The 13,325-nt window shown below is 32.7% G+C and carries 12 protein-coding genes and 1 pseudogene; all 13 read left to right on the forward strand.

Annotated elements, in window-relative coordinates; translation table 11 throughout:
• Positions 1-37: 37 nt before the first annotated feature.
• Positions 38-1,276, forward strand: a complete 1,239-nt coding sequence (gene spoIVB, locus B5D15_RS03810; RefSeq protein WP_078695787.1) for a SpoIVB peptidase — start codon at positions 38-40, stop codon at positions 1,274-1,276.
• A 206-nt stretch (positions 1,277-1,482) separates the two neighbouring features.
• Entirely contained in the window at positions 1,483-2,286 is an 804-nt protein-coding gene (gene spo0A, locus B5D15_RS03815) for a sporulation transcription factor Spo0A (protein WP_078695788.1), read from the forward strand.
• 136 nt (positions 2,287-2,422) lie between these two features.
• Positions 2,423-3,130, forward strand: a complete 708-nt coding sequence (locus B5D15_RS03820) for a hypothetical protein (RefSeq protein ID WP_078695789.1) — start codon at positions 2,423-2,425, stop codon at positions 3,128-3,130.
• Between the two features lie 239 nt (positions 3,131-3,369).
• On the forward strand, positions 3,370-3,900 hold the full coding sequence (locus B5D15_RS03825) for an NUDIX hydrolase (protein WP_078695790.1): 531 nt from the start codon (positions 3,370-3,372) through the stop codon (positions 3,898-3,900).
• Between the two features lie 60 nt (positions 3,901-3,960).
• On the forward strand, positions 3,961-4,602 hold the full coding sequence (gene spoIIM / locus B5D15_RS03830; protein WP_078695791.1) for a stage II sporulation protein M: 642 nt from the start codon (positions 3,961-3,963) through the stop codon (positions 4,600-4,602).
• A 303-nt stretch (positions 4,603-4,905) separates the two neighbouring features.
• Positions 4,906-5,784: a site-specific tyrosine recombinase XerD gene (gene xerD, locus B5D15_RS03835; protein WP_078695792.1), complete on the forward strand. Its 879-nt coding sequence runs from the start codon at positions 4,906-4,908 to the stop codon at positions 5,782-5,784.
• A gap of 94 nt (positions 5,785-5,878) precedes the next feature.
• Positions 5,879-7,054 carry a phosphopentomutase gene (locus tag B5D15_RS03840; protein WP_078695793.1) on the forward strand — a complete coding sequence of 392 codons (1,176 nt, stop codon included), beginning with the start codon at positions 5,879-5,881 and terminating at the stop codon, positions 7,052-7,054.
• 4 nt (positions 7,055-7,058) lie between these two features.
• A complete protein-coding gene (locus B5D15_RS03845) occupies positions 7,059-7,877 on the forward strand; it encodes a purine-nucleoside phosphorylase (protein WP_078695794.1) in 819 nt (272 codons plus the stop codon).
• Between the two features lie 14 nt (positions 7,878-7,891).
• On the forward strand, positions 7,892-8,710 hold the full coding sequence (locus tag B5D15_RS03850) for a purine-nucleoside phosphorylase (protein WP_078695795.1): 819 nt from the start codon (positions 7,892-7,894) through the stop codon (positions 8,708-8,710).
• Positions 8,711-8,724: 14 nt separating this feature from the next.
• Positions 8,725-10,050 (forward strand): pyrimidine-nucleoside phosphorylase, encoded by a 1,326-nt coding sequence (locus tag B5D15_RS03855; RefSeq protein WP_078695796.1) that lies wholly within the window; start codon positions 8,725-8,727, stop codon positions 10,048-10,050.
• Between the two features lie 86 nt (positions 10,051-10,136).
• Positions 10,137-11,306: a D-alanyl-D-alanine carboxypeptidase family protein gene (locus B5D15_RS03860; protein ID WP_078695797.1), complete on the forward strand. Its 1,170-nt coding sequence runs from the start codon at positions 10,137-10,139 to the stop codon at positions 11,304-11,306.
• Positions 11,307-11,636: 330 nt separating this feature from the next.
• Positions 11,637-12,527: a GspE/PulE family protein gene (locus B5D15_RS15820; RefSeq protein WP_341427979.1), complete on the forward strand. Its 891-nt coding sequence runs from the start codon at positions 11,637-11,639 to the stop codon at positions 12,525-12,527.
• A gap of 40 nt (positions 12,528-12,567) precedes the next feature.
• Positions 12,568-13,317, forward strand: a pseudogene (locus B5D15_RS15825) (GspE/PulE family protein); the annotation flags it as partial.
• Positions 13,318-13,325 lie beyond the last annotated feature (8 nt).

Raw genomic sequence — 13,325 nt, forward strand, 5'->3', positions numbered from 1 at the left:
AAGAAGGTGAGACTTAAAGACTGCCTGTTAAGGAGTGATGAGCTTGAAGAGTAAATATTTGAGTATATTAACAAGTTTTAGCATAGTGATAGCTCTTACTTTCTTTGCTGCAACAATAAATGTAATTTCTTTGCCGGATGATATAAAAATTTCAGGCAGCAGCACTCAGATAAATTTAAGAAATAACAGTTTGAAAAATAATCTTATATATAAAATCGATTCTAATAGCAGTGAAAAAAATTCAAAATTTAAAAAGGATACTCTAAATATAAGCATAAAACTCTTTGGCATAATTCCCGTTAAAAAGATGACTTTGAGCATAGTTCCTGAATTTAAAGTTATTCCGGGAGGACAGCCAATAGGAGTTAAAATCAATATGGATGGTATACTTGTAGTTGGTTTTTCAGATATAGATACTCAAAATGGATGGAAGCAGAGTCCTGCATTAACATCAGGTATAAATATTGGAGATAGAATAATTGAGATAAACGGAGTTAAAGTAAATAGATGCAGCGAGCTTTCGAGCATTATAAATAACAACAAAGATTCTGTTTTAAAAATAAAAGTAATTAATAGCGAGAAAACTAGAATAGTAGATGTGAAACCAGTTGAAACAAAAAATAAAAATGAATATAAAATTGGTCTTTGGGTTAGAGATTCAACAGCTGGAGTGGGAACTTTAACGTTTTATGATGATAAAAATAATATATTTGGCGCTCTTGGCCACCCTATAAGCGATGTTGATACCATGTTAATTCTCCCTATAAGCAGCGGTAAAATATATAATGCTAAAATCGTATCTGTGGAGCAGGGAGTTAGAGGAAGACCAGGAGAACTTAGGGGAACGTTCTCTATGGAGGACGAAATAGGTGATATAGAAAAAAACACATCAACAGGTATATATGGAAAAATAAACAGTAGAGTTTCAAAAAATATCTACAACTATGCAATTCCAATAGCTCTCCAAAATGAAATAAAAGAGGGACCGGCAAAAATTTTGACATCGATTGACGGAAATGAGGTTAAGGAATACAGCATATATATTGAAAAGCTTACTCAGCAGTCAAAACCTAATTCGAAAAGCATGATAATTCGTGTAACAGACAGCGAGCTTTTAAGAAAAACTGGAGGGATTGTTCAGGGAATGAGCGGAAGCCCTATTATACAGGATGGAAAACTTGCAGGTGCTGTAACCCATGTGTTTGTTAACAAACCTGATATGGGATATGGTATATATATAGAATGGATGTTAAAAGAGGCTGGAATAAATTTTTAAATAGCATATATTGGAAGTTGGAAAGTTACTTTCTGACTTCCTATGTCTTTTGGTAATAAAAAAACTTTAAAATAAACCTAATAAATAATAAAATAATATAAAATTTGAATTTTATAAAAAATTTTTATTAAATAAAGAAGGAAATCAATAATATTTGTCGAATTAGTATAATTGCTAATTAATGGAAAGAAAGGTTGGGAGGGTTTATGGAGTCCAAAAGAATCAAAATTGTTATTGCTGATGACAATAAAGAATTTGCAAATATTTTAAGCGACTACTTGAAAGGACAGAGCGATTTTGAAGTTGTAGGAATAGCAAAGGATGGTATTGAAGCTGTAAAACTTGTGTCCAGTTATGAGGCTGATGTTCTTGTTCTTGACATTATTATGCCGCATCTTGACGGATTAGGAGTTCTTGAAAAAATAAACTCTATGGCTAACATAGCTATGCCTAAGGTCATAGTATTGTCTGCTGTTGGACAAGATAAGATAACTCAAAGAGCTATAAACCTCGGAGCTGAATATTATGTTGTAAAACCCTTTGACATGGAGATTTTCAGCAATAGAATAAGGCAGATGTTTTCAGGAAATATTGCAGGCAGCGAAATTAGAAGGAATTCTCTTATATCAACTGAACCTGCAAATTTAAAGAATCCTAACGCCCTAGAGGCAGAAATAACAAACATAATCCATGAAATAGGTGTTCCTGCACATATAAAAGGATATTTGTATTTAAGAGAAGCTATTCAGATGGTAGTTAACGATGTTGAGCTTCTAAGTGCAGTTACAAAGGAATTATATCCCTCAATTGCAAAAAAATATAACACAACTGCGAGCAGGGTAGAAAGGGCTATAAGACATGCAATTGAAGTTGCGTGGTCCCGAGGACAGGTTGATACTATAAATAAAATATTTGGTTATACAATACATAACGATAAAGGCAAACCGACAAACAGTGAATTTATAGCTATGGTTGCAGATAAATTAAGGCTTAAAGTAAAACTTGGATAAAAAGGTTTAAAAAAACAGGCGTTTTAATAAAAATGCCTGTTTTTTATCATATAAATAAGCAAATAATAAATTTTAAATATTATGGGAAAATAAATAATAGTATTTTTAATTAAAACTTCTTCAGGAAGTGAATTTTATGAATTTAAATAAGAGCTGTAAAATAATACAAAGGGATGCTATCGTTTTAATATTTATAATTTTAATATTGATGGTTTGCTTAATAGAAGGAAGAATATCTAATTATAAGTTTCTTATGTTCTCGGCTTTAGTATCCTTTTCATATTATTTAGAATTCATCTTGGAATTTATAGAGCGAAAAAGTACATATTATAAGCTGTATGATGAATATATTAATTTTTTATGTATGCTATCCTATGGATTATATATTAACTACTTTTTTAATGAGGAGAATTGGGTTTTAAAAGGATTAATGATAGCTCTAATATCTAATCTTATGAGAAAAGATGGATTAAAGATAAAAAGAATTAATTTTTTTTATATATTAGGATTTTTAATATTATTTAATAATATTAGATGGAACTTAGAGATATATTTTGCATCTTTTATAGCGATTAGTATATATTCTTTTATATTTCCATTATGTACTGTCAGCAAATCTTTATTAAATATGTTAGGCTTTATTATAGGTCTTACAATTAACGAGATTTTTGCTTTTAATATATCTTTGCTGTATATTTTAGCTTTATTGCTCATAGCTTTTAACGTATATTACAGCCCAATATCTAAACATATACTTTTGCAAAAACCCATAAAAAATTTAAATGCCTTAGTTATTTTGAAAAAATTTATTGTTAGAAACAGTCTGCAAAAAATTAAAAATTAATTTTTACACATTAGTTTATATATGTGTTTGTGCTTTTTTCACTTTGCATTGCCTTAATTAATTCGTAGAGGTATTTATACTTTTTCTGATTTTCTTTAAGAAAACATATTACATCTTCAAACTTTCCACATAATATCAATTGATTCTTATTGTTTTTTTCCATAATTTTTTTCATCTCCTAAAATATTGTGGTATTATATTATTATGCTAAATTTTTCAAAATATACGGGGTGATTGAGATGAATTTTAAAGAGGTAACTATATCACAAAACTATATTCATAAAGGGAAAATAATTAACCTTAGAGTTGATGAAGTTGAGCTTCCGAATGGAAGAAAATCTTTAAGAGAAATTGTAGAACATAATGGAGGAGTTGGAATTGTAGCTGTTAACGAAAAAAAAGAGGTATTACTCGTTAAGCAGTATAGAAAACCCTTTGAAGAAGTTCTTATTGAAATACCAGCAGGTAAATTGGAAAAAGGAGAAGAGCCTTTAAAATGTGCAGAAAGAGAGCTTGAGGAGGAAACAGGGAAAAAGGCTTTGAACCTAAAGCTTTTAAATGTTTTATATACATCTCCAGGTTTTTCTAATGAGAAGCTTTACATTTATTTTTGTGATAAGATGGAGGATGGAAATTTAAACCCTGACGAGGATGAAAATCTTGAAATATTGAATATAAAGTTTGAAGAGGCATTAAAAATGATTAGAAACGGTGATATAAAAGATGCTAAAACTATAGCAGGTATTTTAGCAGCAGAAAAATTAATATAACATAATACTTGTCCTCCTTTCATATAAATTTATAGAAACTAATGAAAAGGAGGATTTTTTATGAATAAAAGATATAATGATATTGTATCAAAGAACATACATGAGAACATAGGCATATATTTTACAGTAACATTATTTTTTGCGATAGGTATTGCAGCTGGGGCTTTTACAATAAAAGCCTTAGATAGCAACAAAAAGCAGGACCTTGTTATATATCTTAATAATTTTTTTCAGATTTTAAATAGCCAGAATATACCTAACAGCCAAATCTTTTTGCAGTCTTTAAAAAATAACTTTCAAACAGTTTTTTTTATATGGCTTCTAAGCATAACCATAATAGGAGTACCAGTAACTTTATTTGTTACAACTTTTAGGGGATTTATTGTAGGATTTACTATTGCGTTTTTGATTGAAGGTTTAGGATGGAAGGGTTTAATATTTACATCTATTGCAGTTCTTCCTCAAAATATTTTATATATTCCCTGTCTTTTAATAATTTCAGCCTTCAGTTTAGCTTTTTCCCTTCAGGCATTCAGACAAAAGATAAGAGGTACTGCATCTATAGGTGTAAAAAATAATATCTTATCATATACAGTAATTGTTGCGGTATTTTTTATAATTATGTCCATTGGAAGTGCTATAGAGGCATATCTATCTCCAGTTTTAATAAAAAGCCTTGCAAGCTATATGATTTATCAATAGAGGTGGCATATGGGGTAGATAGGAAAAATGTTATATTATTTATTAAAGTTTTTGCTATAATATTTATAATAGGCATAGTAATTCCGTATCTTATCAATTTTATTATGAATAATATATTTAACAATACTTTTCGCTTTAATAATTCTATTTACGTTATGGATAATAACAGCTATTCAAATAGTTTTTTAAAAATATTTATAAAATTATTAAGTAAAATAATAGATTTTTAAATAAATGATGGAGGAATTATCGTTTTAATGTTGAATATTTAATATAAAAGTTGTCATAAAAGGAGACTTTTAAATGGATAAGGTTATAAATGATTTTTTAGGAGAACTGACCCACGATAAAAGGCTGAGCAAAAACACATTAGAATCCTACAGCAGGGATATCAGGCAGTTTTTAACTTACCTGAATGAAAATAATATAGACTTTAAAAATGTAAAGAAAACAAATATCATTGCTTATATTTTGTATCTTCAAAAAGAGTGCAGGGCAGTATCATCTATTTCAAGAAGCCTTGCATCTATTAGAGCTTTTTATCGTGTACTAATAAAAAATCATATAGTAACTTATGATCCTACATTGGATTTAGAATCTCCAAAGATAGAGAAAAAAATGCCCCAGATACTTTCAATATCTGAAGTTGAAAATCTTCTTTCAATTATAGATGTTTCAGAGCCTAAAGGTGCAAGGGATAAGGCTATGCTTGAGGTTTTATATGCAACCGGAATCAGGGTTACTGAGCTTGTAAATCTTGAGGTTTCAGATGTTAATCTCGAAGTTGGTTATATTAAGTGCAATGGAAATAAAGAGAGGATAATACCTATAGGGAAGATTGCAATTGATTCTCTCGGAAATTATTTGAATAATCATAGAAGCTATTTTGTAAAAAATGAAGAAGAAAAATCTTTGTTTTTAAATTTCCATGGAGAAAAAATGACAAGGCAGGGATTTTGGAAGATAATAAAATATTATGCAGCTTTAGCTGACATAGATAAAGAAATAACGCCTCATACATTAAGGCATTCCTTTGCAGCTCACCTTATAGAAAACGGTGCGGACTTAAAATCTGTTCAGCAGATGCTCGGTCACTCGGATATATCAACTACCCAGATATATGCTGAGATGATTAAAAATAGAATAGGCGATGTATATAAAAAGACACATCCAAGGGCATAAAGCCCTTTTTATTTTCTTTTTTTTGAGTTATAATATAATTCCAATCATTGAAAGTTTTACAAAAATACTATTTTTAAAAATAAGGAGAGATAGTATGGTTAATAGGGTTGTTTTAATAGTTATGGACAGCGTGGGAATTGGAGAACTTCCTGATGCTAAGGAATTTAATGATGAAGGAAGCGATACAATAGGCAATATATCAAAGCAATTAGGCGGACTAAATCTTTTGAATCTTCAAAAACTTGGACTTGGCAATATAGATGGAATAAAGGGAATAGAAAAGGCAGAAAACCCTATAGGGTGCTATGGTAAATCCCTTGAAAAATCATCGGGAAAGGATACAACAACAGGACATTGGGAAATAGCAGGTATAATTCTAAAAAAAGCCTTTCCAACCTATCCTAATGGCTTCCCTCAGGATTTAATAAATGAATTCGAAAGAAGAATAGGAACAAAGGTGCTTGGAAATTATGCTGCATCGGGTACAGCAATAATTGAGGAACTTGGAGATTTGCATGTAAAAACAGGATATCCAATAGTTTATACCTCAGCAGACAGCGTGTTTCAAATAGCTGCCCATGAAGAAGTAATACCTCTTGAGAGACTCTATGAAATATGTGAAATTGCAAGGGAGCTTTTAAAAGGAGAGCATGCTGTAGGAAGGGTTATAGCAAGGCCATTTGTTGGGAAAAGTGGAGAATACAAAAGGACATCAAACAGGAAGGATTTTTCTTTAAAACCTCCTAAAAAAACTATGCTTAACTATATAAGCGAAGCTAATATGGATGTCTTTGCAGTTGGAAAGATTGAAGATATATATTCAGGGTATGGAATAACAAGGGCAGTGCATACTAAAAACAACATGGATGGCATTTTAAAGACAATAGAATTTATTAAAGAACCATCAAAGGGATTAATATTTACGAATCTTGTAGATTTTGATATGCTCTATGGTCATAGAAATGATGTTTCAGGTTATGCAAATGCTCTCTTAGAATTTGATGGTATGATTCCAAAGATTATCGAAAATCTAAGGGATGATGATGTTCTTGTAATTACTGCTGACCATGGATGTGACCCTACGACTCCAAGCACAGACCATTCAAGAGAATATATACCTATTATATTTTATGGAAAAAATCTAAAATCAGGCATTAACATAGGAACAAGAAGCACCTTTTCAGATATAGGAAAGACTATAGCTGAGCTTTTAAATGTTGAAGCTGATATTGAAGGAGAAAGTTTTGCAAAGGAAATATGCAGGAGGTAATATTATGGAATATATTGAGAAAATATCAGAATCATGCAGTTATATAAAAAATATAATTAATGAAGTACCGGATGCCGCTGTAATCCTTGGCTCGGGGCTTGGAGGCCTTTCCGATGAAGTACAAAACAAAATAATTATTAAATATGAATCAATTCCTAACTTTCCAAAGTCAACGGTTGCTGGTCATGCAGGAGAATTTGTTTATGGTAACTTAGAAGGCAAAAAAGTTATTATGATGAATGGAAGATTCCACTTTTATGAAGGATATGACATGAAGACGGTTACTTTTGCTGTAAGGGTGCTTTCAAGTTTAGGTATTAAAAAGTTAATAGTTACAAATGCAGCTGGAGGAGTAAATACATCCTTTAAGCCAGGGGATCTTATGATAATAAAGGATCACATAAACTTTACAGGAACAAATCCTCTTATTGGTAAGAACCTCGATGATTTCGGGCCAAGGTTTCCTGATATGTCTCAGCCCTACGACAAGGAACTTAGAGATATTGCCCTTAAAGCTGCTTTAGATAAGGATATTAAGGTTGTTGAAGGAACTTACCTTATGATGACGGGGCCAAGTTACGAAACTCCTGCGGAGGTTAGAATGGTAAGAATTCTCGGAGGAGATGCTGTAGGAATGTCAACTGTTTCTGAGGTTATAGCAGCAAATCACAGCGGAATGAGGGTTCTTGGCATATCCTGCATAACTAATATGGCCTGCGGTATATTAGATAGACCTTTAAACCATGAAGAAGTTATTGAAACTTCTAATATGGTAAAAGATAAATTTAAAACTTTAGTAAGAGAAATAATAAAAAGGTTATAAAAGGGGGGTTAAAGATGGATTATATCGATATGATTAATGAAGCAAAAAAGTACATAGAAGGGAAATTAGAAAAAAAATTAGATGCTGCAGTTATTCTTGGTTCTGGGCTTTCAAGCCTTGTTGAGGAAATGAGCAATACTACTTCTATAAAATACACCGATATACCTCATTTTCCACAGTCAACGGTTGCAGGTCATGCAGGAGAATTCGTTATTGGAAATATAGGAAGTAAATACATAATCGCCATGAATGGAAGGTTTCATTTCTACGAAGGATATGATTTAAAGCAGGTAACATTCCCGATTAGGGTTATGAGAGCCCTCGGAGTTGAAAAGCTGATTGTAACCAATGCCTGCGGAGGGATGAATGAAAACTTTGAAGCTGGGGATTTAATGATAATTACAGATCACATAAATATGATTGGTACAAATCCTCTGATTGGGAAAAATTTTGATGAACTCGGGCCAAGATTTCCTGATATGTCTCAGCCCTACAACAAAGAGCTTATTAAACTAACAAAGGATGTAGCCAAAAAGCTTAATATTAATGTTAGAGAAGGAGTTTATGTAGCTGTTTCAGGGCCTATGTATGAAACTCCTGCAGAACTTAGAATGCTAAGGCTTCTTGGCGCAGATGCGGTTGGTATGTCTACAGTTCCAGAGGTTATCGTTGCAAATCATGGAGGAATGAAGGTTCTTGGAGTTTCGGTTATAACTGATATGGCTATAGCTGATAATCTTGAGCCCCTCGACCACAGCAGGGTGGTTGAAACAGCTAACAGGGCAAAGACAAAGTTCGTTTCTTTAATCAAGGAGACCATCATTAATATGTAATTGGGGGAATAATTATGAGGATGTATGATATTATTCTTAAAAAGAGAAATGGTGGGGAACTTTTAAAGGAAGAGATAGATTTTTTTATTGAAGGATATACAAAGGGGAGCATACCTGATTATCAGGTATCTGCCCTTCTAATGGCAATTTATTTTAGGGGAATGAATAAAAGAGAGACTGCAGACCTGACAATGGCTATGGTAAATTCAGGGGACAAAATAGATTTATCAAAAATAGAGGGAATTAAGGTTGATAAGCACAGCACAGGAGGAGTCGGGGACACTACAACTCTTGTTTTAGGTCCTATGGTTGCTGCAGCAGGAGCTCCGGTTGCTAAGCTTTCGGGAAGAGGTCTTGGACATACAGGAGGAACAATAGATAAGCTTGAATCTATAAAAGGCTTTTCTGTTGAAATGACACAGGACAAATTCATAGAAAATGTCAACAGAATAAAGCTTGCAGTGGGGGCACAGACGGGAAACTTAACTCCTGCTGATAAAAAGCTCTATGCTTTAAGAGATGTTACAGCGACGGTAGATAATATATCTCTTATTGCATCGAGCATAATGAGCAAAAAAATCGCCGCAGGGGCAGATGCAATAGTTCTTGATGTTAAGACAGGAAGCGGCGCTTTTATGAAGACAATAGATGATTCCTTTGCCCTTGCAAAGGAAATGGTGGATATAGGTACAAACGTTGGAAGAAATACAGTAGCAATAATATCTGATATGGACCAGCCTCTTGGATTTGCAGTTGGAAATGCCCTCGAAGTAAAAGAGGCAATTGACACATTAAAAGGCTGCGGACCTTCAGATTTATACGAGCTTTGCCTCGCATTAGGTTCTCAAATGCTTATGCTGTCTAAAAAGGCAAAGGATGAAAAAGAGGCAAGAGAAAAGCTTGAAGCTGCAGTAAAAAGCAAAGAGGCCCTTAATAAATTTAAAGAATTCGTAAAAGCTCAGGGAGGAGACATATCTATGATAGATAATACAGAGCTTCTTCCAAAGGCTAATCTTGAAATCGATGTAAAAGCTGAAAAAGAAGGATTTGTATCAAAGATTACAGCAGATGAGATTGGGCTTGCTGCACTCTCACTTGGAGCAGGAAGGGAAACTAAGGAAGGAAGCATAGACCTTTCTGTAGGCATAATAATCTCTAAAAAAGTTGGAGATTATGTAAATAAAAGAGATGTAATTGCAAAGATTTATGCAAACGATATAGAAAAGGCAAAAACTGCAGAGCAAAAGATTCATGAAGCATACCATATTGTAAAGGAAAAAGTAGAGGTAAGACCTTTAATATATGGAATAGTTACAAAGGATGGAATAAAAAGATTTTAAAAGCCGCTTTTGCGGCTTTTTTTATATTTTTTAATTTTTAGGAGAAAATAAAAGTAGGTTTAGAATATTTTTAGGAGGTATACATAATGAAATATAGAAAAATATTATCAGAAATGATTCTCTGCCTGCTTTTTATTAGTATCCCCTGTACTGTTTTAGCTGAGCCTGATGTTAAGGATACTGTAAACATAAACTGCAAATCTGCAATACTTGTTGAAAACAGCACAGGTAAGGTTATATATGAGAAAAACTCTCACGAGAAACTCACCCCAGCCAGCGTAACTAAGATTATGACGATGCTTTTAACTATGGAGGCGGTTGACAGCGGAAGGATAAAACTTACGGATAAAGTTGTTTGCAGCGAAAGGGCAAAATCCATGGGGGGGAGTACTATGTTTCTCGATGCAGGTGAAATCAGGACAGTTGAAGAGCTTTTAAAGGGGGTTGCAGTTGAATCGGCAAACGATGCTGCGATAGCTCTTGCAGAATATCTTGAAGGAACAGAAGAAGCTTTTGTTGAAAAGATGAATTTAAGAGCAAAGGAACTTAGCATGAATGATACCCACTTTAACAACTGTACAGGGCTTTTCCCTGATAATCACTATTCTTCAGCCTATGATATTGCAATAATGTCGAGGGAACTTTTAAAACATACAAAGATACTCGATTATACAAAGATATGGATGGAAACTATAAGCGAAGGAAGACAAAAGCCCTTTACCCTGATTAATAGAAATAAGATGCTTAAAACCTATAAAAACTGCGACGGCCTTAAAACCGGTTATATAAAAGAGGCTCTTTATTGTATTTCTGCAACCGCCGAAAGAAACGGAATAAGGTTTATATCTGTAATAATGGGCTCCCCTTCATGGAAGGAGAGAAATGCCGATGCAGGAAAACTTCTCGACTTAGGCTTTGCAAAATATGAGAGAATTAGCGTGATGAAAAAAGGAGAGGTTATTGAAAGCATAAATATACCTAAAGCACTTCCCGAAAAGATAGACATAGCTGCAAAGCAGGATTTAAACTTAATAGTTGAAAAAGGAAGCAAACCTAAATACGAAAAGAAGCTTGAAATTATAAAAGATATAAAGCTTCCTCTAAAGAAAGGCGATAAGATTGGTGTTATAAAAGCAGTAGATGGAAACAATGTATTAGGAGAGGTAGATGCTGTAGCAGCCTGCGATGTAAACAAAATGAAAGTTACTGATTTTATGAAGTATATGTTCAAAGAATGGATAAAGGTTAATGATTAGGGTGCCGAAGGGCACCCTTGCTTTTTTATAAAGAAGATAAAAATCATCTGATTATTTGCGGATTTATTACAAAAATATTTAAGAACATGTTAAATATCACAATTTTATTGTAAATAATGTCTAAATTTAGTAAAATGGTAATAAAGAATAAAACTTGATTTAATAAATTATTTTAACAATATCAAAAAATTAATGGTTTTATATTTTATTATATATAGAAAAGTTAAACTTAATTAATTATTCTGACTAAAGAGTGAATATAATTTGAAAATTGTAAAAAAAGGTATATAATATATATTAAAATTCATTTTCTTATTGAAAGGATTGGCAATGAAAGCTAGAAAAAGATTAGGAGAATTTTTAACTGATTCAGGACTTATAACAAATGAGCAGCTTCAAAAGGCTTTAGCTCTGCAAAAAAACACTAATAAAAAGCTTGGAGAGATACTTGTAGAGAATGGATTTATAACTGAAGACCAGATTATAGAAGTGTTAGAATATCAGCTTGGTATACCACATGTTAAGCTTGACAGGTATCCAATCGATAATGAGGCAGTAAAGCTTATAACAGAAAACCTTGCCAAAAGGCATAATCTCCTTCCTATAAGGCTTGAAAATGACAGCCTTTATGTAGCAATGGCAGATCCCTTAAACATATTTGCAATAGAAGATGTTGCAATATATACGGGCAAGCAGGTTCAGCCAGTATTATCTAAAGAAGAAGATATAAAAAGATTTATAAATAAATACTACGGAAAGCAGGAAGCCCTGAAGGCTGCAGAAGAATTTAAAAAGGAAAATAAGATATTTAAGTTTGATAAAAATATAAAGCCAGCAGAGGACGATGTTCAAGGCCCTATTGTTAAACTTGTTAATGCAATTTTTGAACAAGCTATAAACCAGAGAGCAAGCGATATACATATAGAACCCTTTGAAGATGAAGTCAGGATTAAATTTAGAATAGATGGAATTTTATATGAAATAATGAAGGTTGAATATGAGCTTCATGCTCCCCTTACCGCAAGAATTAAGGTAATTGGAAATATGGATATTGCTGAAAAGAGGATTCCGCAGGACGGAAGGACATCCTTTGAAATATATGACAAAGAATATGATATGAGAATTTCATCCCTTCCAACTGTATTTGGAGAAAAAATAGTTATAAGAATAGCTGATAAAAGGGAATTCTTAAAGGACAAAAAAAAATTTAGGATTTCTTGAACATGATTTAAAGCAGTATGAAAAATTAGTATCATCACCCCATGGAATAATACTTGTATCAGGACCAACAGGAAGCGGTAAATCAACAACACTTTATACAGCATTGAGAGAACTTAATACTGGTGATAGGAATATAATAACCGTTGAAGATCCTGTAGAGAGCACTATTTATGGCGTTAATCAGGTTGAAGTTAATACAAAGGCGGGGCTTACCTTTGCATCAGCTCTAAGGTCAATACTTAGACAGGATCCTGATATAATAATGATTGGTGAGATTAGAGATAAGGAAACAGCTGAGATTGCAGTAAGGGCTGCAATAACAGGGCATTTGGTATTATCAACTATTCATACTAATGATGCAGCAAGCTCTGTAACAAGGCTTTTAGATATGGGAATTGAAGCTTTTATGATTAATTCATCATTAATAGGTGTAATAGCCCAGAGGCTTGTTAGAAGGATCTGCCCATATTGTAAAACAGAATATAATGCAGAAATCGATGAAATTAAAGCTATGGGACTTGATGAAACAAAAGAGTACAAGCTATATAAGGGTGAAGGATGTATTTACTGCGGACAAAAAGGATACATTGGAAGGACAGGCATCTATGAGATTTTGGCTATAGATAAAGAATTGAGATCAGCAATAAATAAGGGATTAAGCAGCGATGAGCTTAAGGACTTAGCTATTAAAAATGGAATGGTTACACTTAAAAACAGCTGCATTCAGAAGGTTTTAAGTGGAGAAACAACCTTTGAGGAATATTTAAGAGTTACTTATTCTATGGATTGATGAGGGAT

The sequence above is a fragment of the Caloramator quimbayensis genome, from assembly GCF_900167605.1.
In the GTDB taxonomy this organism is placed as follows: Bacteria; Bacillota; Clostridia; order Clostridiales; family Caloramatoraceae; genus Caloramator_B; species Caloramator_B quimbayensis.

Coding starts and splice junctions, on each gene's coding strand:
- B5D15_RS03820 (WP_078695789.1), top strand. CDS start 2,423: ATGAATTTAAATAAGAGCTGTAAAATAATACAAAGGGATGCTATCGTT.
- B5D15_RS03845 (WP_078695794.1), top strand. CDS start 7,059: ATGGAATATATTGAGAAAATATCAGAATCATGCAGTTATATAAAAAAT.
- spoIVB (WP_078695787.1), top strand. CDS start 38: ATGAGCTTGAAGAGTAAATATTTGAGTATATTAACAAGTTTTAGCATA.
- spo0A (WP_078695788.1), top strand. CDS start 1,483: ATGGAGTCCAAAAGAATCAAAATTGTTATTGCTGATGACAATAAAGAA.
- B5D15_RS03840 (WP_078695793.1), top strand. CDS start 5,879: ATGGTTAATAGGGTTGTTTTAATAGTTATGGACAGCGTGGGAATTGGA.
- B5D15_RS03825 (WP_078695790.1), top strand. CDS start 3,370: ATGAATTTTAAAGAGGTAACTATATCACAAAACTATATTCATAAAGGG.
- B5D15_RS03850 (WP_078695795.1), top strand. CDS start 7,892: ATGGATTATATCGATATGATTAATGAAGCAAAAAAGTACATAGAAGGG.
- B5D15_RS03855 (WP_078695796.1), top strand. CDS start 8,725: ATGAGGATGTATGATATTATTCTTAAAAAGAGAAATGGTGGGGAACTT.
- spoIIM (WP_078695791.1), top strand. CDS start 3,961: ATGAATAAAAGATATAATGATATTGTATCAAAGAACATACATGAGAAC.
- B5D15_RS15820 (WP_341427979.1), top strand. CDS start 11,637: ATGAAAGCTAGAAAAAGATTAGGAGAATTTTTAACTGATTCAGGACTT.
- xerD (WP_078695792.1), top strand. CDS start 4,906: ATGGATAAGGTTATAAATGATTTTTTAGGAGAACTGACCCACGATAAA.
- B5D15_RS03860 (WP_078695797.1), top strand. CDS start 10,137: ATGAAATATAGAAAAATATTATCAGAAATGATTCTCTGCCTGCTTTTT.